General features: G+C 69.7%; 20 protein-coding genes. 11 read left to right on the top strand and 9 right to left on the bottom strand.

The features are described from left to right. Positions 1-24 precede the first annotated feature (24 nt). Positions 25-549: a metallophosphoesterase family protein gene (locus ASF30_RS14925; RefSeq protein ID WP_055908238.1), complete on the top strand. Its 525-nt coding sequence runs from the start codon at positions 25-27 to the stop codon at positions 547-549. 28 nt (positions 550-577) lie between these two features. On the opposite strand, the gene ASF30_RS14920 is transcribed toward ASF30_RS14925, so the two are convergent. The 3 genes from ASF30_RS14920 to ASF30_RS14910 form a co-directional block, all read right to left on the bottom strand. Further along, positions 578-1,510, bottom strand: a complete 933-nt coding sequence (locus tag ASF30_RS14920; protein ID WP_055908235.1) for a 1-phosphofructokinase family hexose kinase — start codon at positions 1,508-1,510, stop codon at positions 578-580. Positions 1,511-1,550: 40 nt separating this feature from the next. Beyond that, the gene (locus ASF30_RS14915; RefSeq protein WP_055908232.1) at positions 1,551-2,426 is read right to left on the bottom strand and encodes an SIS domain-containing protein; all 876 of its coding nucleotides are present in this window, start codon (positions 2,424-2,426) and stop codon (positions 1,551-1,553) included. Positions 2,427-2,522: 96 nt separating this feature from the next. Next, on the bottom strand, positions 2,523-3,377 hold the full coding sequence (locus ASF30_RS14910) for a class II fructose-bisphosphate aldolase (protein WP_055908228.1): 855 nt from the start codon (positions 3,375-3,377) through the stop codon (positions 2,523-2,525). Between the two features lie 141 nt (positions 3,378-3,518). On the opposite strand from ASF30_RS14910, the gene ASF30_RS14905 reads away from it, so the two are divergent. After that, positions 3,519-4,349: a DeoR/GlpR family DNA-binding transcription regulator gene (locus ASF30_RS14905; protein ID WP_082467847.1), complete on the top strand. Its 831-nt coding sequence runs from the start codon at positions 3,519-3,521 to the stop codon at positions 4,347-4,349. A 21-nt stretch (positions 4,350-4,370) separates the two neighbouring features. Here ASF30_RS14905 and ASF30_RS14900 read toward each other — a convergent pair whose 3' ends face one another. The 3 genes from ASF30_RS14900 to ASF30_RS14890 form a co-directional block, all read right to left on the bottom strand. Continuing rightward, positions 4,371-5,084 (bottom strand): GNAT family N-acetyltransferase, encoded by a 714-nt coding sequence (locus ASF30_RS14900; protein ID WP_055908225.1) that lies wholly within the window; start codon positions 5,082-5,084, stop codon positions 4,371-4,373. A gap of 125 nt (positions 5,085-5,209) precedes the next feature. Beyond that, positions 5,210-5,449: a hypothetical protein gene (locus tag ASF30_RS14895; RefSeq protein WP_055908222.1), complete on the bottom strand. Its 240-nt coding sequence runs from the start codon at positions 5,447-5,449 to the stop codon at positions 5,210-5,212. 534 nt (positions 5,450-5,983) lie between these two features. Next, complete coding sequence (locus ASF30_RS14890; RefSeq protein ID WP_055908219.1) at positions 5,984-6,841, bottom strand: endonuclease/exonuclease/phosphatase family protein; 858 nt, start codon at positions 6,839-6,841, stop codon at positions 5,984-5,986. A 134-nt stretch (positions 6,842-6,975) separates the two neighbouring features. Between ASF30_RS14890 and ASF30_RS14885 the strand changes: the two genes are divergently transcribed. Next, positions 6,976-7,815 carry a patatin-like phospholipase family protein gene (locus ASF30_RS14885; protein ID WP_055908216.1) on the top strand — a complete coding sequence of 280 codons (840 nt, stop codon included), beginning with the start codon at positions 6,976-6,978 and terminating at the stop codon, positions 7,813-7,815. A 32-nt stretch (positions 7,816-7,847) separates the two neighbouring features. Here ASF30_RS14885 and ASF30_RS14880 read toward each other — a convergent pair whose 3' ends face one another. The 3 genes from ASF30_RS14880 to ASF30_RS14870 are packed head-to-tail and all read right to left on the bottom strand — an operon-like array spanning position 7,848 to position 9,783. Next, a complete protein-coding gene (locus ASF30_RS14880) occupies positions 7,848-8,327 on the bottom strand; it encodes a gluconokinase (RefSeq protein WP_055908783.1) in 480 nt (159 codons plus the stop codon). A gap of 38 nt (positions 8,328-8,365) precedes the next feature. Beyond that, a complete protein-coding gene (locus tag ASF30_RS14875; protein WP_055908213.1) occupies positions 8,366-8,677 on the bottom strand; it encodes a putative quinol monooxygenase in 312 nt (103 codons plus the stop codon). 59 nt (positions 8,678-8,736) lie between these two features. Further along, positions 8,737-9,783: a LacI family DNA-binding transcriptional regulator gene (locus tag ASF30_RS14870; protein WP_055908211.1), complete on the bottom strand. Its 1,047-nt coding sequence runs from the start codon at positions 9,781-9,783 to the stop codon at positions 8,737-8,739. Between the two features lie 187 nt (positions 9,784-9,970). On the opposite strand from ASF30_RS14870, the gene ASF30_RS14865 reads away from it, so the two are divergent. From ASF30_RS14865 to ASF30_RS14830, 8 genes are all read left to right on the top strand, one after another. Beyond that, the gene (locus tag ASF30_RS14865) at positions 9,971-11,323 is read left to right on the top strand and encodes an NAD(P)H-dependent oxidoreductase (protein WP_055908208.1); all 1,353 of its coding nucleotides are present in this window, start codon (positions 9,971-9,973) and stop codon (positions 11,321-11,323) included. Positions 11,324-11,435: 112 nt separating this feature from the next. Then, on the top strand, positions 11,436-12,500 hold the full coding sequence (locus tag ASF30_RS14860; RefSeq protein WP_055908205.1) for a sugar ABC transporter substrate-binding protein: 1,065 nt from the start codon (positions 11,436-11,438) through the stop codon (positions 12,498-12,500). Between the two features lie 60 nt (positions 12,501-12,560). Further along, on the top strand, positions 12,561-14,063 hold the full coding sequence (locus ASF30_RS14855; RefSeq protein WP_055908202.1) for a sugar ABC transporter ATP-binding protein: 1,503 nt from the start codon (positions 12,561-12,563) through the stop codon (positions 14,061-14,063). Then, a complete protein-coding gene (locus tag ASF30_RS14850; RefSeq protein ID WP_055908199.1) occupies positions 14,060-15,130 on the top strand; it encodes an ABC transporter permease in 1,071 nt (356 codons plus the stop codon). The genes ASF30_RS14855 and ASF30_RS14850 overlap by 4 nt, the downstream gene beginning before the upstream one ends. Then, positions 15,127-16,116, top strand: a complete 990-nt coding sequence (locus ASF30_RS14845; protein WP_055908196.1) for an NAD-dependent epimerase/dehydratase family protein — start codon at positions 15,127-15,129, stop codon at positions 16,114-16,116. The genes ASF30_RS14850 and ASF30_RS14845 overlap by 4 nt, the downstream gene beginning before the upstream one ends. Continuing rightward, positions 16,113-17,039: an NAD(P)-dependent oxidoreductase gene (locus ASF30_RS14840; protein ID WP_235480345.1), complete on the top strand. Its 927-nt coding sequence runs from the start codon at positions 16,113-16,115 to the stop codon at positions 17,037-17,039. Before ASF30_RS14845 ends, ASF30_RS14840 begins: the two co-directional genes overlap by 4 nt. Before the next feature lie 8 nt (positions 17,040-17,047). Continuing rightward, positions 17,048-17,971, top strand: coding sequence for an amidohydrolase family protein (locus ASF30_RS14835; protein ID WP_055908193.1), 924 nt, complete (start codon positions 17,048-17,050; stop codon positions 17,969-17,971). Positions 17,972-18,077: 106 nt separating this feature from the next. After that, positions 18,078-18,545 carry a MarR family winged helix-turn-helix transcriptional regulator gene (locus ASF30_RS14830; protein ID WP_055908191.1) on the top strand — a complete coding sequence of 156 codons (468 nt, stop codon included), beginning with the start codon at positions 18,078-18,080 and terminating at the stop codon, positions 18,543-18,545. Positions 18,546-18,549 lie beyond the last annotated feature (4 nt).

The following is an 18,549-nucleotide window of genomic DNA, read 5'->3' as shown; positions in this document are numbered from 1 at the left end:
TGGGGCGAAGGGCGAAGATGGGGCATGGTCACACGGATGCTGCTCATCTCCGACACGCACCTGCCGGCTCGGGCCCGCCGCCTGCCTGATGCCGTCTGGCAGGCGATCGACTCCGCCCACATCGTCATCCACGCCGGCGACTGGGTCGACGTCGCCACCCTCGACGCCATCGAGGCCCGGGCGGCGCGACTGGTGGGCGTGTACGGCAACAACGACGGACCGGCATTGCGCGCCCGCCTCCCCGAGGTGGCTCGGATCGAGATCGAGGGTCTCCGATTCGGCGTGGTGCACGAGACCGGTGCCGCGACGGGACGCGAAGCGCGGATGGACGCTGCCTACGGCGGCGGCAGCGGAGACGGCGGAGCGCTCGACGTGCTGGTGTTCGGGCACAGCCACATCCCGTGGGACACGACGACGCCGGGCCGCATCCGTCTGCTCAATCCGGGGTCGCCGACGGATCGCCGCCGCCAACCCGTGTGCACGATGATGACGGCGGTGGCTGAAGCCGGAACGCTGCGCGACGTGGAGCTGGTGCCGGTCGAGCGCTGAGCGCCGGCTGCCTGAGTGGGCGCGTGCGTCAGCCGGCGGAGTCGCCCTCGCGCACGAGGGTCGCGGCGAGGCACGCCTCGACCGTGGCGAGGTCGAAGGTGGCCGTACCTGGCGCCTCCGCATTCGCGGTTCCGCACGCGGCGGCGATGCGGAGGGCCTGCGGGATGCCGGTGCCGTCAACGAGCTCGGCCAGGAGGCCGGCGAAGAAGCAGTCGCCGCTGCCGACGGGGAAGGCTCCGGGAGCACGGGTCGAGGTCGCGCGCCAGCTGCGGCCGGCGGAATCGGTCGCGAATGATCCGTCGGCACCGTCCGTCAGCACCACGAGGCCGGCTCCGACCCGCTGCAGGCCGGCGGCGTGGGCGGCCAGCTCGGCGGATTCCGGCAGGCCGGTGATGGGAGCCGCTTCGCTGCGATTGACCTTGACGATCCACGGATGCGCTCCGCCGATGATGGCGCCGAGGGCGGGGCCGTGCACGTCGACGGCGACCCGCACCCCGCGTTCCGTGCAGCGTGCCAGAGCGGCGACGACGGCAGCGACGTCGAGCCCGTCGGGGATCGCCCCCGAGATCGCGAGCACGTCTCCGGCCGGTACGGCATCGACGTGCGCGATGATCGCCGCGACGGCGTCGGGGCTCGGGGTCGGTGCCCGCTCGTAGAACTCGGTGAGGGCTCCGGATGCCGCGGCGGTCACGCACATGCGCGTCTCGTCCGCCGTCGGCACGGCCGTCAGCTCGATCGGCGTCTGGGCGAGCAGGTCGACGATGACCTCGCCGATGCGCCCGCCGAGCGGCACGATCGCTGCCGCCGGTCGCCCCAGGGTCGCGAGAGCGCGGGCGACGTTGAGCGACTTGCCGCCGGCCGAGCGCAGCACCCGGCTCGGCCGATGGATGGCGCCGACCGTCACGGCGTCGACGATGTAGACCACGTCGAGCGACGGGCTGAAGCCGAGGGTGCGGATCATCTGTCTGGCCTGCCGGGTGCGCGCGTCAGCCGGGCGCGCGTCAGTCGAGGACGATGGAGCGGGTGAGGTGGCGCGGAGTGTCGGGGTTGAGACCACGCAGTTCGGCGACGGCCACGGCGAGGCGTTGCGCCTGGGCCAGCTCGATGAGCGGGTCGCTGGTCGCCGTGAGCACAGCCGCCCCGGTGCGACGGATGTCGTCGGCCAGGTCGGCGTCGCTGCGACCGAGCATCCACACCAGCGAGCCGTCGCCGGCGACGGCGAGCGGGCCGTGCCTGTAGTCGAGGAGGGGGTAGGACTCCGCCCAGGCCTGGGCGGCCTCGCGGATCTTGAGGGCGGCCTCCTGGGCGAGCCCGTAGGTCCAGCCGGTGCCGAGGTAGACGAAGTGCTCGAGCGGAGCGACGTCGATGGGCAGGGGAGCCTCGAGCACGGCGTGCGCCTGGTCGGGCAGCGCCGAGACGTCTTCGCCCAGGGCGGCGCGGGCGAGGATGAGGAAGGTCGTCGGGAACCGGGTCTGCACGACGGACTCCTCGTCGGCGAAGTCGAGCAGCAGCACGTCGTCGCAGAGGTCGGCGACGGGGGAGTCGGCGACCCCGGTGACGGCGATGGTGCGCACGCCGGCCGGCACGGCGCGCAGAGCGTCGGCGACCTCGGTGGTCGTGCCCGAGCGGGTCAGCGCGATCACGGCGTCGTACGGACGCCAGACCCGGGGCTCCGAGGCGTAGGCGGCATCGGTCTCGCCGAGCCCGGCCGCTTCGCGGAGGGCTGCGAAGGACTCGGCCACGAACGCGGAGGTGCCGCATCCGATGACGAGAACGCGCTCGCCCGGTCGGGCGAGGAGCTCGGTCGCCTCGGGAATGCGGGTGAGGGCTTCGCGCCAGATCGCCGGCTGGCTGGCGATCTCCTGGGACGTGATCACGTGGTGACTCCTGCTGGTTCGAGCGGGCGAGCGATCGCGCCGCGGTGTGGGTTCATCTTCGGTTCGTTGTGACGGTCTGGCAACGGATGCGGGGCATCACAGCGCGGTGCCGGCGATGACCCCGCACAGCTGCGCCACCAGCGCCGCCGTCTGCGCGCGTGACGCGCCGGAGTACTTCCGCGGATCGACGGCGTCGGGCTGCTCGGCGAGCGAGGTGCGCAGGGCGGCGGTTCCGGCGATGGTGATCGCCGTGCCCACGTTCACCTTGCGGATGCCGGCGCTGACGGCATCCGCGATCACGGCGTCGGACACCCCCGACGACCCGTGCAGCACGAGAGGGGCGGAGACCCGCAGCGCGAGCTCCCGGATGAGGGCGATGTCGAGCCTGGCGCTGCGCTCGCGCATGGCGTGCGAGCTGCCGACGGCCACGGCCAGGCCGTCGACGCCCGTCGCTTCGACGAAGGCACGCGCCTCGTCGGGGTGCGTGCGCACGCCTGGAGCGTGGGCGCCATCCTTGCCGCCGATCTCGCCGAGCTCGGCCTCGACCCAGAGGCCGAGCTGTTGGGCGCGGCGGGCGAGGGCCGTGGTCGCGCGCACGTTGGCGGCGTAGTCGAGCCTCGAGGCGTCGTACATGATCGATCCGACCCCGAACTCGGCGGCGCGGGGCAGCATCCGTTCGACCAGTTCGTCGTCCTCGATGTGGTCGAGATGGATTCCGACGGGGACGGATGCCGCGAGGGCGAGTTCGCGGCAGGCCGCGAGCATCGGCTCGGGAGCGCCGTGCCACGCGATGGCGTTCTCGCTCAGCTGCAGGAGCACGCCGCACTCCGCCTGCTCCGCTCCGGCGACGATGGCCTCGGCGTGATCGAGGGTGATCGCGTTGAACGCAGGCACAGCGGTGCCGCGCTCGGCTGCGTCGTCGACGAGCGTGCGGGTCGAGGCCAGGCTCACAGCGGAGCCGACCCGAACCGACCGCCGGGGAGGACGATGGGAAGCATGGATCGATCATCTCGGGATTGAGCGAAGCGCGCAACTTGCTGAGCACTCCGAGGTAAAGTGATCATTCTGAGTGATCGGGTGCTGGCTCGATCGATGACGACCGAGGGAATCTTCACGATGGCTGCTGCTGACACCGCGATCGCGCGAGTCGGTTCCGGCAAGCGCTCCCAGCGGATGGTGGCCATCCTCGACCTCGTCGCCGAACACGGCGCCATCGGCCTCGCCGAACTCTGCGACGCCCTGCGCATCTCGCCGGCCACGGCCCGACGCGACCTGGCCGTGCTCGCCGAGCAGAAGCTGCTGCTGCGCACCCACGGCGGCGCGACGATTCTCGATCACGGCACCGAACTGCCGGTCGCGCTTCGCGACACCAGGTTCCAGGACGCCAAGCGCCGCATCGCCCGCACCACGGCCGAGCTGCTGCCGCAGGGCAGGCACGCTGTCGCGCTCTCCGGCGGCACGACGACGGCGAGCGTGGCGCGGGAGCTGGTGCGCCATCCCGACCTGACCATCGTGACCAACTCGCTCACCATCGCCGGACTGGTCGCGAACCATCCGCAGCTGAAGGTGGTCATGACGGGCGGCATCCTGCGGCCGCAGTCGCTCGAGTTGGTCGGCGTGCTCGCCGAGGGCACTTTCACGGCGGTGAACGTGGGCACGGCCATCCTGGGGGCCGACGGCATCTCGGCGGCATCCGGGGTCACCACCCACGACGAGACCGAGGCGCGCACCAATCACGCCATGGTGATGAAGGCGCAGCGCACGATCGTGGTCGCCGACGGCTCCAAGATCGGCCGGGTCGCCCTCGCCCGGATGGCCGACCTCGGCCAGGTGGCCGTGCTCGTCACCGACAGCAGCGCCGACGCCGCCGAGCTCGAACGCATCAGGGCGGCGGGCGTGGAGGTGGTCGTCGTCGCCGACTGAGCGACGTCGCGCTCGGTCGCGCTACTGCGGCGCCTGCACGCCGACGAAGGTGATGTCGCGTCGAATGGTGAAGCCGAGCTTCTCGTACAGGCGGACCGCGCCGACGTTGTCGCCGGCCACGTGCAGGATGGGCACCTCGCCGCGGGCGACGATGCCGCGCGCTACCGCTTCGATGAGGCGCCCGGCGTAGCCGCGGCCCCGATAGGCGTCATCGGTGCAGACGGCGCTCACCTCGGTGAAGCCCGGAGGATGCATCCGCTCGCCCGCCATCGCGACGAGGGTGCCGCCGTCGCGGATGCCGACATAGCGGCCGAGCTCCCCGGTGCGCGGCCCGAAGGGACCGGGTCGGGTGCGGGTGGCGAGCTCGAGCATGGCCGGAGCGTCGTGCGAATCAAGCTCGACGACGTCGGGGTCGGTGGCCGGGGTGCCCGCCGCGCGGAGCCGCTCGGCGAGATCCCAGCCCACCATCTGGTAGCCGACGATGCGGAAGGTCTCGGTCCAGTCGGCGGGGAGAGGGAGCGGCGTGCCCGCGACGGCGCCGGTGCCGCCGGGGCCGAGCAGGACCGCCAGGTCGGCGTAGGCGTCGGGACCGTCGAGCCGGGAGCCCACGAACGGCGAGATCTCGCGGTCGAACGCGACGGCGCTGCCGAAGCCGATGGCGAGATGGGCCTGGTGCCCGATGAGGGCGGAGAGGACGGGGTGGTCGAGCACGGAATCGTCAGGTGCGGCTGGCATCGGTCGAGTCTAGCGACGCCGTAGCGACGCCGCCCGCAGAGACAGGAGTGCCCCGAGGGCATGCTCTCCACCGCGCTGCTGGAGCAGAGGTGGAGCGCATGCCTCTCGGGGCATACGGCCGGTCATCAGAACTGGCCGCGGGAGAGGAGCACCAGCAACTGGGTGTCGCGGGTGCTGTCCACGCGCAGGGCGTCGGCCTCGCGGCGAGCAAGCATGCCGTCTGTCGACAGCTGCAGGCTCTCCGGTCGGCGCGAGCTCCAGCGCACGAGCGCGAGTCCCGCGCGTCGAGCGAGACGGTCGAGCCCTGTCGTGGAGTACTGAGCCCGAGACCGTGTATCTCGGGCGGTGAGGACTTGCGAATTCATCGTGTGTTCCTTGTCGTGATGGTGGTGTGTGTTTCAGGGAGCAGCGCGCATCGTCGGCGGCATCCGCTGACGGGAGAACGGCAGCGCGAAGCGTCGGCGATGGGTCGCTGGTGGAGAGGACGCAGGCGCGGACGCGCACTGCGGAGGGCGAGCGCTCGCCAGTCGGATCGGCGATCGACATGGGTCGATCAGCGGGACGACGGGGCGACCGTCGGCGATGGCTCAGCCATCGATGCCACCCGGAGGGTGGAGGGGCGTGACGCTCGGCGCGTCAGCGGCCAGGGGTCAGCCGGCGATCCGAGGGAAGGAGGCCGCAGAGGTGAACGGCGTGATCGGAGCGATCGGCGTCATCTGAGTTGTAAAGAACATGGGGTCTTCTCCTTCCTGTCGGGGGCTGGGCCTGCCGGGATCGAGCAGCACCAAGAGATGAACCTAGCGGGGCGCCGCGAGGGGCCGCAAGAGGGGCGTGAGCTGAGTCGCGGATCGTTACCTTGCGGTTACCTGACGCGCAACAGCCTTCAGGTCCGTCAGGCTCTAGCGGGACGCGACGGCCCGCACGACGGCTTGGACCGGGTCGTGGTCGGATGCCGCAGCGCCGTCGAAGCGCACCACGTTGATGCCCGTGCGCTCGACCTCCACGGTGGTGCCGACGAGGATGAGGTCGATGCGCTTGCCGCCGGGACGGAGGGGCAGGTAGTTCGAGAAGGTCCCCCACTGCGGCGTGAGGCGCTGCTCGGCCGCGTGCCAGCTGTCGCGCAGCACCCCGCTCTCGGTGAGGTGCCTGTACACGGCCGAGTTGACGTCGGCGTTCACGTCTCCGGTCACGATGACGAGGGCATCCGGGTTCGCGCTCTGCGCCTCGGCGACGAGCTTCAGCACCATCTCGGCCGAGCGCGTGCGAGCCGTCGGGGACTTGTGGTCGAAGTGGGTGGTGAAGGCGATCACGCGCCCGCCGGTTCCGAGGTCGTCGAACTCGGCCGAGACGACAACGCGCGGCACCGAGTTGCCCCAGCTGCGCGAGCCCGGCTTGTCGGGGGTGTCCGACAGGGCGAACTGGCTCGACGCGGTGAGGCGCAGACGCCGCCGGTCGAAGAAGATGATGCTGCGCTCGCCGCGTCCGTTCGCATTGCGCCCACGGCCGACGCCGCCGAAGTCGGGCCCGAGGCTCTCGGCAACGAAGGCGGCCTGGTCGGCCAGGGCCTCCTGCACGCCGAGGATCGTGGGCTGTTCGGCTTGGAGGATGCGCCGGAGCAGTGGGCGGCGGGTCGCCCAGCGATCGGGATGGGTGCGCATGACGTGCCCGATCCGGCGGCGGATGTTGTAGGTCATGACGTGCAGGTCGGGGGAGGCGACAGGGCCGATCATCGGTGCCGTCGTGGCTGCATCCGTCATTCGTTCAGCGTAGGGGCATGCCGGGCGCGCATCGGTGCGTGTCGCGCGTCGCGGGCTCGCGCCGTGGGCGAGGATGGCGCGAGCGGCGCCGCACGGCACCTCGACAGGGACACGCGAACGCAGGGAGGGCGCAGATGGCCTCGGCACTGGTGCTCGGCGGTGGAGGAGTGACGGGCATCGCCTGGGAGACCGGGCTGCTCTTCGGACTGGAGCAGGCCGGCGTGCAGCTGCGCACGGCCGATCGGCTGGTCGGAACGTCGGCCGGATCGACCGTCGCTGCGCAACTGGCGGCCGGCACGTCGTTGGAGCGCCTGTTCGACGCGCAACGTCGTGGCACCGTCGGCGAGCGAGCAGCGAAGCTGTCGGCGGGCGGCATCCTGCGCCTGGTCGGCGGGCTGGCCTTCGCCCGTGACCGGCCCAAGGCCATTCGCAAGCTCGGCCAGGCGAGCCTGGAGCACACCGACCGCGCCGACGCCGAGGCCCGTCGCGCCATCATCGCCGAGCGCGTGCCCGTCGCCGAATGGCCCGACCGTGACCTGCGCATAGCGGCCAACGACGTGCTCACCGGCGAGCTGCACGCCTTCACCGCCGCCGACGGCGTGCCCCTCACCGATGCCGTCGGCGCCAGCTGCGCCGTGCCGCTGGTGTGGCCGCCGGTGGAGATCGACGGGCGGTACTACATCGACGGCGGCCTGCCGTACTCGGCCAACGTGCAGTTGGCCGCCGGATGCGACACCGTGGTCGTGATCGCTCCCCTCACGGGCGGCATCGGCGTCGGCACCTCTGTCGCGGCCCAGCTGAAGGCTCTCGGACCCGGAGTGCGGAGCCTCGTGCTCTCGCCCGACCGGGACGCGAAGCGTGCCATGGGTCGCAACTCCCTCGATCCGGCGGCGCGGGAGGCGTCGGCGCTCGCCGGGCATCGTCAGGCTGAACGGGTGGCCGCCGAGGCGCTGGCGTTCTGGGAACGCGAGTAGCGGGCGAATAGCGGGCGAGTAGCGGGCGACGCTCAGCTGCGCTTGCCGACGGCGTCGCCGATGCGCTCCACCAGCTCGTCGAGCGTCTCCCCCGGATCGACGACGACGGCGACGCCCGGCTCATCGCTCTCGAGGGATTCCAGCGTCGCCAGCTGCGAGTCGAGCAGCGACGACGGCATGAACTCGTGCGACCGCACGCGCACCCGGCGCTCGAGCTCCTCGCGCGGGACGTCCAGCTCGACGAACACGGCATCGGGAGCGGCGAGCAGCAGCCTCTCGCGGTAGCGACGTCGCAGGGCCGAGCAGGCGATCACAGTGCCGGGACTGGCGACGGCGGCGGCTCCGACGGCGTCGAGCCACGGCCAGCGGTCGTCATCGGAGAGCGGATGCCCCTCGGCCATCTTCGCCACATTCGACGCCGGATGCAGGTCGTCGGCGTCGACGAAGGGGCGCCCGAGGTGCGCGGCCAGCGCGGCCCCGACGGCTGACTTGCCGGCTCCCGAGACGCCCATCACGATGATCGTGGGGGTTGCCTCGCCAGGGTGCGACGTCACAGTTCCCCCTGCTCGGCCGTGCCGGCCGGAAGCGGCGTCATCACCGTGACGACGGTGGGCTCGGCGAGGAATCCTCCGACGGCCGCGTCGAGTGCGACGACGGCCGGTCCGGTCGTGTGCGCGTCGAGGTCGGCCCGAGAATCCCACTTCTCGAGCATGGTGATGGTGCCGTCCTCGGCGTCGTGGATGGCATAGAGACGGCATCCACTCTCGGCATGCACGGCGGGGATGCTCGCCCGCAGCGCGGCGACGAGGTTGTCGTGTTGACCCACGCGGGGACGGAAGACGGCAGTGACGACGACGGACATGGATGCTCCTGGCGGTTCGGCCGCCGCCAGCAGACGGCTCCGGCGGCGTGATGGGTGGGTCAGACGGCTGCAGCCGGCGCAGCAGGGGAGATGCGGGGCGCAGCGCTCGAGCGCTGCACGAACTCGGCGTCGATCTCGATGCGCCGTGGCGGCTCGGTGAATGCACCGCGCATCCGCCCGACGGCCACGTCGACCGAGTGCGAGGCGAGCATGTCGATGGGTTGGCGGATCACGGAGAGCGGTGGCGACACCAACTCGGTCCACGGGTTGTCGTCGAAGACGACCACGCTGAGGTCCTCGGGAACGCGGATGCCGACCTGCTTGATGCGCCGCAGCGACGATCGAACCTGCGCGGTGTTGCCCACGATGATGCCCGTGGGCGGATCAGGCAGCGCGAGTAGTGCACTCACGGCGTCGCCGCCGGTGTCGCCCCGGAAGGGGATGGCCCGGATGAGCCTGTCGTCGACGGGGAGCCCGGCATCCGTCATCGCGTGGCGGAAGCCGGCCACGCGTGATCGTCCTGTCGACGTCGTCAGCGGACCCGAGATGAACGCTATGCGCTCGTGGCCGAGCTCGATGAGATGACTCGTGGTCACCTCTGCCGACTGGTCGTTGCGGATGGTGACGACGTCGGCCTCCGGCAGCTCTTCGATCTCACGGTCGACGAAGACCACGTGAACGCCGAGGTCGATGAGCCGCCGCCACCTGTCGGCATTGCCACCGGTCGGCGTGGCGATGACGGAACCGACCGAACGACCGATGAGGGTCTCGATGGACTCCGCCTCGAGGTGCTCGTCCTCCTGGGTGGTGAGCAACACGACATGGATGCCACGGGCCCGCGCCTCCCAGACCACGCGGTCCGCGAGGCGGGCGAAGAACGGGTTGGTGAGGTCCGCGAGCACGAGGCCGATCGTGGTGCTTCCCCGCTGCTGCAGCTCTCGGGCGGCGGCTCGTGGCTGGTAGCCGAGCTGCTCGATCACCTCGACGACCTTGGCGCGGGTCGCTACGGCGACGGGCCCGGATCCCTCGTTGATGACGCGAGAGACAACGGCGACCGAGACGCCAGCTTCGCGCGCTACGTCGCGGATCGTGGCTGGTTTCCGCACGCTTTCCTCCCCTGCGAGTCGATGGCCAGCCTACCGATTTCCGTACGAGGTGTTGACGCCGGTGGAACGCTGGTGGTACAAAAGTGTAACCGTTACCACTTCAACCACCAAATAACGACGAAGGTGTCGCGCCGGACTGATCGGCACGAGGATCCGCCATCGTCGTGCACCACTCAGAAAGGCGATCGTGAACCTTCACCCCCTCCTCCAGCAGCGTGAACGCGAGGGCCGCCCGATCCGTGTCGGCCTCATCGGCGCCGGTCGCTACGGCACCATGTACCTCGCTCAGGCTCGCAACATCCCCGGCATCCACGTGGTCGCCATCGCCGACATCAACGTCGCTCGCGCCCAAGGGGCCTTCGCCCTCGTCGACTGGCCGGCCGACGCCATGGCGGAGTCCATCGAAGAGGCGCTCGCGAACCGCACGACCACGATCGTGGCGGATGCGGCGGCCCTGTTCGACTCCGACATCGATGTGATCGTCGAGGCGACGGGGAACCCCATCGTCGGCGTGAACCACGCGTTGCGCGCGATCGAGACGAAGAAGCACATCATCATGGTCACCGTGGAGGCGGATGCCCTCGCCGGCCCCGCGCTCGCACGTCGCGCCGAAGCTGCCGGAGTGGTCTACTCCATGGCCTACGGAGACCAGCCCGCCCTCATCATGGAACTCGTCGACTGGGCCCGTACCTCGGGATTCGACGTGGTCTGCGCCGGCAAGGGCGCGAAGTACCTCTCGCACTATCACGAGATGAATCCCGACAACGTCTGGGACAACTGGGAGTTCTCGAAGGAGCTCACCGACTCCGGACAGCTCAACCCCTACATGCACACTTCCTTCCGCGACGGCACGAAGGCCGCGATCGAGATGGCGGCCGTCGCCAATGCGGCCGGCCTCGTGCCGTCCGATGACGGCCTCACCTTCACCCCCGGCAACGTCGAGGAGATCGCCACGATCTGCCGCCCGTCGGCCGTCGGCGGGGTACTCGCCAACGGCGGGTCGGTCGACGTCATGTCGAGCGTCACCCGCGCCGGCGACTGGATCCCGTTCAACACCCAGGAGGGCGTCTTCGTCGTCGTCAAGGCCACCAACGCCTACGTCTCCGGGTGCTTCACCGAGTATCCGTGGCACCCCGACCCCACCGGCCAGTACGCCGCCCTCTATCGCCCGTACCACTACGTGGGTCTGGAGCTGAACGTCTCGATCGCGAATGCGGCCCTCCGCGGGATCGCCACCGGAGCCCCGACAGGTTTCCACGGCGACGTCGTCGCCACAGCCAAGAAGGACCTGACGGCCGGGGAGTTCCTCGACGGCGAGGGCGGGTTCACCGTCTGGGGGAAGCTGGTCTCCGCCGAGACGAGTGTGCGCAACCGCCTGCTCCCCGTCGCGCTCGCCCACCACGTCGAGCTCACGCACGACGTGGCGAAGGGCCAGAGCGTGAGCTGGGACGACGTGATCATCGACGAGTCGCTCGCGACAGCCCTCGAACTGCGCCGGGAGACCGAGGCGCTCATCGACGTGGAAGCACTCGCGCTCTAGCGCCGGCGCTACCTCACCGGCCCCGGCGCTCGCGGCGGAGAATGGAACCGGTCACCACCGCGAGCACCACTGCACCATCCCTGGATTCCTTCCAAAGACGAAAGGCAGCACAATGCAGCGACGAACGGGTGCGATCGCACTCCTCGCAATCACGGCCACCGCGGTGCTGGCGCTCAGCGCCTGCACCGCCACCCCCGACGGCGGGACCGCCGGCGGCTCGACCACTGGAGGGGCCGACATCGCCTCCCTGGTGCAGGCGGACACCAAGACCGACATCGAAGAGGTGGAGAAGACCCTCGGCGACCCCGACGTCGGTGACGGCGTCAAGCTCTGCTACGTCACTCGGACCCTTGCAAACGAGTTCTGGGGCTATGAGCGTGACGGCTTCGAGAACGAGGCGAAAGAACTGGGCGTTGACTACCAGACCTTCGCCGTGAACGACGAGGCCTCCATCACGGAGCAGCTCGACAAGGCGCAGAGCGCACTCAATCAGGGCTGCTCGGCCATCCTCGCCTCACCCATCTCGGCGACGGCGCTCGACAGCGTCTTCACCGCCGCCCTCGCCCAGGGCGTTCCGGCCATCGTGCTGAACGATGCACAGGGCACCATCCCAGGCGTCGTGTACGTCGGCCCGGATGCCACGACCATCGGTGAGACGGCGGCGGACTACATCGCCGACAAACTCCCCGACGGCGGCAAGGTCGCCATGATCGAGGGCGACCCCGGATCCTCCAACGCCATCAACCGCGGCAAGGGCTTCAAGGCCGGTCTCGAGAACCACCCGAACCTCGAGCTCGTCGCCTCCCAGAGCGCGAAATGGGACACCAACCAGGCGCAGACAATCGCCACAGCGATGCTCACCGCGAACCCCGACATCAAGGCGTTCTACTCCCAGAACGATGGGATGGCTCTCGGAGTGCAGTCGGCCATCGACGCCAAGGGGCTCACGGGCGAGGTGATCCTGGTCGGAACCGACGGCATCCCGCAGGCCAAGAAGCAGATCGCCGACGGCACCTACACCGCCACGGTCAGTGAAAGGCCGACCACCGAGGGCGCATCGGGCGTGAAGGTCGCGCTGTGGCTGCTCGCGGGCAAGGAGGTGCCGGCCTGGGTCGACGTACCCGCCTTCATCATCGACGAGGCGAACGTGGCCGACTACCCGAACGGCATGCCCTGAGCCGCCCGCCCGCCCGCTTGATCCGCGTTCGACGATGAACTGCACGGAGGAGAACCCATCATGACCGACACCCTGCTCGAGATCAGGAACATCGCGAAGTCGTTCCCGGGCGTCCGTGCCCTCGACGACGTGAGCTTCTCGCTCGGACGCGGGGAGGTGCTCACCCTCGCTGGCGAGAACGGCGCTGGCAAGAGCACCCTCCTCGGGATCATCGGCGGCGCCCTCGCACCGGACAGCGGCTCGGTGTACGTGGACGGCGTGCGGCGCGGTGAGTACTCCCCGCGCCGCGCGCTCGCCGAGGGCGTCGTCATCGCCCATCAGGAACCGGCCGTCGTCCCACAGTTGACCGTCGAGCAGAACCTTCTGCTCGGAAAGACGCGCGGGGAACGGCAGGCTTCGGCCACCCAGGTGGCTGAAGCCCTCGCCGACGTCGCGACGATGGGCTTCCCGCTCGACCGACGGACACCGATGTCGAAGCTCAGCCCAGCCCAGCGGCACGCCCTCACCATCGCCAAGTCCTTCGCATTCGGCGCGAAGATCGTGGCGCTCGACGAACCGACCACCTCGATGGTGGAGCAGAACGTCGAAGCCGTCCTGCTGCGGGTACGCGAGCTCGCCGCCGAACGCGGCGTCGCCGTCATCTTCGTCTCGCACAAGATGCCGGAGGTCATGACCGTCTCCGACCGAGTGGTGGTCCTCCGCGACGGCCGCGTGGGATACGAGTCGTCCATCGCCGACACGTCGACGGAGGAGATCGTGCGCAACATGGTCGGCCGCGAACTACTGGACTTCAGGCGCGAGCATCCGATGGCGGCGGATGCGCCGGTGCTGTTCTCGGCGGCATCCGTCACCCGTCCCGACACCGAGCACACGAACGAGATCGCGGTGCGCCGGGGAGAGATCGTCGGCATCGCCGGCCTGGTTGGATCGGGGCGCACGGAGTTCCTGCGGGCCATCGTGCGGGCCGACCCCGGTTGCGGTGGAGTCATCACCATCGACGGCGTGACGGAGCGCATCCATACGCCGAACGACAGTCGCGACGCCGGTATCGCGTTCATCCCGGAGGATCGCAAGCAGCAGGGCCTCGCCCTGCAGATGCCGGCGTACGCGAACATCTCGCTGACCGCCGCCCCCGACCTCGTGGGCAGGGGACCCTTCCTCAGCGTCCGACGCCAGGTCGAGGTGTCCACCCAGATCGCGCAGTCGCTCGCCCTCAAGCCCGCGAACGTGAAACTCAGGGCGCGCCAGTTCTCGGGCGGGAACCAGCAGAAGCTCGTCATCGCCAAATGGTTGCGACGGGGCTCGAAGGTGTTCCTGTTCGACGAACCCACCAAAGGCGTCGACGTGGGCGGCAAGGCCGAGATCTACGGCCTCATCGACAAGCTCGCCGCTGCAGGCAACGCCATCGTCGTCGTGTCGAGCGACCTGCCGGAGATCATCTCACTCAGCGACCGGGTGCTCGTGATGAGCGGCGGACGCTTCGTCTCCGAGCACCTCGGGGACGACATCAACGAACACAGCCTCGTGGCCAGCGCCATGGGCATCGCGAAGGGAACATCATGAGCAACGACGCTGCGACCACCCGTTCGGGCAGGAAGCTCGACTTCAACTTCCAGGCACTCGGCATCTTCATCGCCGCCGCCGTCATCTTCATCATCTTCGGCATCCTGAGCCCGAACTTCCTCACCCTCGACAATCTGCGAGACGTGGCCGTGTCGGCCTGCGTGAACGCGCTCATCGGCATCGGTCTCACCTTCGTGATCATCACCGGCGGCATCGACCTGTCCGTCGGCTCCATCGCAAGCCTGGTGGGCATGGTGTCGGCGAACATGATGGTGAACTCCGGAGTCGCACCCATCCCCGCCCTGCTGGCAGGGATCGTCGTCGGATTCAGTGCCGGAGTCGTGAACGGCCTGCTCATCACCCTCTTGAAGCTGCCACCGTTCATCGCCACGCTGGGAACCATGAGCGTGTACCAGGGCCTGGCCTACGTCGTCACGAACGGCACGCCCGTCTACAACGTGCCCCAGGAGTTCGTGCTGATGCTCAACAGCTACATCGGCGGCGTTCCCGTGGTCGTCATCATCGTGATCGTCGTCGCCATCCTCGCCTCGCTCCTCCTGCGCCGCACAGTCTTCGGCCAGAACGTCATCGCCATCGGCGGCAGCGAGGAGACTGCGTGGCTGTCGGGCATCCGCGTCAACCGGACGAAGATCATCGTCTATGGGATCTCGGGGGCCCTTGCCGCTCTAGCCGGGCTCGTCCTCGTGGCACGCATCAGTGCCGCCCAGTCCGAAGCCGGCAGTCCGTACCTCCTCACGGCCATCGCCGCGGCTGTGATCGGCGGTGCGAACCTCATGGGTGGCGAGGGCAGGATCACAGGAACTCTCGTCGGAGCGCTCATCCTCGGCGCGCTCACCAACGGCCTCGTGCTGCTCAACGTCCCGAGCTTCTACGAGCAGATCGTCACCGGTCTCGTCGTGATCATCGCCGTCGCTGTCGATCAGGGAAGCAAGGGGTGGCCCATGATGAAGCGTGGGAGCCGCGGCGATCGGGGCAAGCCGATCCCGGCACCGCTGACCTCATCGGTGGCCGCTGTCGGCGGCGAGAGCGTGGGAGCCTCCAAGTGAGTTCAGCGCCCAGCGCGAGTGCGCTCGAGTCGGTCGAGAACCGACGCGTGCTCGTCACGGGCGGTGACGGCCTCATCGGGCGCGCCGTCGTGCGACACCTCGCTGAGGCCGGCGCCATCGTCACCGCACTTGATCGCGGAGCGGAGGACGCCGCGGACCGCGCGACAGCCGCCGGTGCGGCAGCCTATGTCAGGGCATCCGTCATCGACGAGCGGGCCGTGCGATCGGCGATCGCGGGACAGGATGCCGTCGTCCACCTGGCGGGCATCCCCGGCCTCGGCTTCACCGGGGCAGGGGAGATCTACGCTGCGAACGCACTCGGGACATTCCTCGTGTTGAACGCCGCCGCTGAGGCAGGTCTCGCCAAGGCCGTGTTCGCGTCGAGCATCAACGCGTTCGGGCTGCCGTTGAACGCCCGGCCGGTACTCCCATCCCGATACCCGTGGACCGAGGACGAACCCGCGGACATCGCAGATCCGTACTCCCTCTCCAAGCAGGCCAACGAGGAGGCTGCGCTCGCGATCACCCGCTGGTCGGGGCTTCCGATCACGGGACTGCGCTTCCCCCTCGTCCGTGACATCACCGTCGACGGCGGTCGGGTGTTCGCCGGGCACGTCCGTGCGGCACTGCGCGACGACCCACGCCGGCAGGCGTGCGAAGGCTGGACCTACCTCGACGTGTCCGACGCCGCGGTCGCGACGCTGGCGGCCCTCACCCACGACACCCCCTCCTCGCCGGGCATCCTCGTGGCGGCTCCGCGCACCTACCTTCGGCAGGGCACGGACGAGGCGCTGGACGCCGTCGTCCCCGCGGTACCGCGAGCAGCCATCACCGGCAGGGACGTGCCGGTTCGACTCGATCGTGCGCAGACCATGCTCGGCTTCCGCGCGATCGTCGCCCTCGAGGACATCGACCCCGACCTGCTTGCCGACGTGTCGGGTGTCGACGCCTTCGAGAGCGTCGGGAACACCGGGCCCCGATCGTGAGCGCTCCAGCCGTCTCCCTGCTCGGACTCGGTCGGATGGGCGAGCCCATCGCCAGGCGTCTGCTGGCGTCGCTCGGTGAGCTGACGGTCTGGAACCGTTCCATCGGCAAGGCCGACGCTCTGGTCGAGGCCGGCGCTCTGCTCGCTCCGACGCCCGCCGAGGCGGCGGCGACGGTGACCCTCACCGTGCTCACCGATCTCGACGACGTCGAGCAGCTGCTGGGCGGCCCGGACGGGCTGCTCGCGGGCTGGCAGGCGCACGGGGTGGAGCACCCGGTGCTGGTCGTTCACGGCACGGTGTCGCCGGTCGGTATCGCAGCGCTCGGTGCCCGTCTTGCCGATCACGGCGTCGAGGTGGTCGACGCCCCGCTCAGCGGTGGCGTGGCCGGCGCGGAATCGGGAGCCCTCAGCGTGATGGTCGGCGGAGCACCGGATGCGGTCGCGCGCGCCTGGCCGGTGCTGGACGCCGTCGGATCCACGGTGATCCATTTGGGCGCACTCGGAACCGGCGAGACGGCCAAGGCCTGCAACCAGGTGGTCGTCGCTGCGACGGTGACCGCCCTCTCGGAGGCTCTCGTGCTCGCCGATGCCAGCGGCATCGACCGGGGCGCCCTGTTGCGGCTCTTCGAGGGCGGGCTCGGCTCGTCCGAGGTGCTGCGTCAGAAGAAGGAGCGCTGGCTCAGCAGTGACTTCGCCGGCGGCGGCAGTTCGAGCAACCAACTCAAGGACCTGCTGTTCGTGACCGAGACCGCCCGATCCCATGGACTCGTGCTGCCGGTGGCGGTTACGCTCACAGACGTCTTCGAGCGGGCGGTGCGCGACGGCGACGGGGAGCTCGATCACTCCGCCATCGAGCTGTCGATCGCCCGGCTTGCCGCATCCGGAACCGGCGACGAGCCGACATCCCCGCCCGCACTCGACTGAAGGAACCGATGCTCGACCTCGACGTCATCGACGCGCACCACCACCTGTGCGCTCTCAGTTCGGCCTCGTACCCCTGGCTAGAGGGGCCGCGAGTCGATCGCTATCACGGCGACGACGTCCCGCTGAGGCACGACTACCTGCTGGCCGACTATCGAGCGGATGCCGCAGAGCTCGACCTGCTCGGGGGCCGCCTCGTCGGCTCGGTGCACGTCGAGAACGGTGCTGCCGATCCGCGTTGGGAGAGCCGATGGATCGACGGGATCGCCGCCGCCGGACTGCCGAGCGTGCAGGTGGTGAAGGTCGACCTGACGTCGACGGATGCTGCAGACCAGCTCGCCGCTCACGCCTCCCTGCCGTCGGTTCGGGGAGTTCGCGACATCCTGAACTGGCACGTCGACCCGTTCTACGCGCACCGCGACCGGGGTGACCTGATGCGGGATCCGGCCTGGCTGTCGGGCTTCGGGCACCTGGCGTCACTCGGGCTGTCATTCGACCTGCAGGTGTTCCCGCATCAGCTCGAGGACGCCGCGACGCTGGCGGCGGCTCATCACGACGTGCCGATAGTGCTCGACCACGCCGGCATGCCCATCGAGCGCGACGACGACGCGCTGGACTCCTGGAAGCGTGGGATCGCTCTCGTCGCCGCGCAGCCGAACACCACGGTGAAGATCTCGGCGCTGGGCACCAATGATCACCGGTGGACCACCGAGAGCATTCGTCGCATCGTCCTCGACACGATCGAGGTGTTCGGCCCGGAGCGAGCGATGTTCGGCAGCAACTTCCCGGTGGACGGTCTGTACTCGTCGCTGGGGGCGCTCTACGGGGCGTTCGACAGGATCACCGGCGAGTTCACGCGGAGCGAGCGGGAGCGCCTGTTCGCCGGCACCGCCCGGGAGTTCTACAGGATGGCCGGCACTGCCGCTGCTCGCTAGCGGAGTCCGTGGCAGGCGCGCTGCTCGGCGCTCGAACCTCGCTCTGTTGCATCCTGCAACTTAGAGGCGTACTGTTGCACTAAGCAACAGAGAGCGAGGCGCCCCGATGGTCCGTCAACGCGACGAGCACGCAGCGAGCGTGCTGCGCGCCCTCATCCGCATCTCCCGCCGGGGGGTCGCCGATGCCCGCACGGCAGGCATCCGGCTCTCCCTCACCGACCAGTCGATCGTCGCGTTCATCGTCGACAACCCGGGCAGCCGCTCCACCGACATCGCGACCGAGTTCCTGCTGAACCGCTCGACGGTGTCGCGGCAGCTCACGAACCTGGTGAAGCTCGGGGTCGTCCGCGAGGCGACGGATGCCGCAGGCCGCGGCCGCCCGCTCGAGCTCACCGACGCGGGGTGGGACGCCTACCGCGAGAGCCTCGGCATCCTGCAGGACGTCGTCGACGCGCAGATGGGCGACTGGACCGACGACGAGGTCGCCGCCTTCGCGCAGGCACTCGCCAGGTTCAATGCCGCGCGGCCCGCGGCATCCGCCCCTCAGACTCCACAAGAGAACCCAGAGAAGTAAGAAG

It is taken from the genome of Leifsonia sp. Leaf264 (assembly GCF_001422325.1).
In the GTDB taxonomy this organism is placed as follows: Bacteria; Actinomycetota; Actinomycetes; order Actinomycetales; family Microbacteriaceae; genus Orlajensenia.
This window is presented reverse-complemented; position numbering and strand designations above follow the sequence as displayed.

Coding starts and splice junctions, on each gene's coding strand:
- ASF30_RS14880 (WP_055908783.1), bottom strand. CDS start 8,327: ATGGGCGTCTCGGGAGCCGGCAAGTCAGCCGTCGGGGCCGCGCTGGCC.
- ASF30_RS14890 (WP_055908219.1), bottom strand. CDS start 6,841: ATGACGGATGCAGCCACGACGGCACCGATGATCGGCCCTGTCGCCTCC.
- ASF30_RS14905 (WP_082467847.1), top strand. CDS start 3,519: ATGACGACCGAGGGAATCTTCACGATGGCTGCTGCTGACACCGCGATC.
- ASF30_RS14885 (WP_055908216.1), top strand. CDS start 6,976: ATGGCCTCGGCACTGGTGCTCGGCGGTGGAGGAGTGACGGGCATCGCC.
- ASF30_RS14830 (WP_055908191.1), top strand. CDS start 18,078: ATGGTCCGTCAACGCGACGAGCACGCAGCGAGCGTGCTGCGCGCCCTC.
- ASF30_RS14860 (WP_055908205.1), top strand. CDS start 11,436: ATGCAGCGACGAACGGGTGCGATCGCACTCCTCGCAATCACGGCCACC.
- ASF30_RS14920 (WP_055908235.1), bottom strand. CDS start 1,510: ATGATCCGCACCCTCGGCTTCAGCCCGTCGCTCGACGTGGTCTACATC.
- ASF30_RS14850 (WP_055908199.1), top strand. CDS start 14,060: ATGAGCAACGACGCTGCGACCACCCGTTCGGGCAGGAAGCTCGACTTC.
- ASF30_RS14855 (WP_055908202.1), top strand. CDS start 12,561: ATGACCGACACCCTGCTCGAGATCAGGAACATCGCGAAGTCGTTCCCG.
- ASF30_RS14900 (WP_055908225.1), bottom strand. CDS start 5,084: ATGCCAGCCGCACCTGACGATTCCGTGCTCGACCACCCCGTCCTCTCC.
- ASF30_RS14895 (WP_055908222.1), bottom strand. CDS start 5,449: ATGAATTCGCAAGTCCTCACCGCCCGAGATACACGGTCTCGGGCTCAG.
- ASF30_RS14875 (WP_055908213.1), bottom strand. CDS start 8,677: ATGTCCGTCGTCGTCACTGCCGTCTTCCGTCCCCGCGTGGGTCAACAC.
- ASF30_RS14925 (WP_055908238.1), top strand. CDS start 25: ATGGTCACACGGATGCTGCTCATCTCCGACACGCACCTGCCGGCTCGG.
- ASF30_RS14835 (WP_055908193.1), top strand. CDS start 17,048: ATGCTCGACCTCGACGTCATCGACGCGCACCACCACCTGTGCGCTCTC.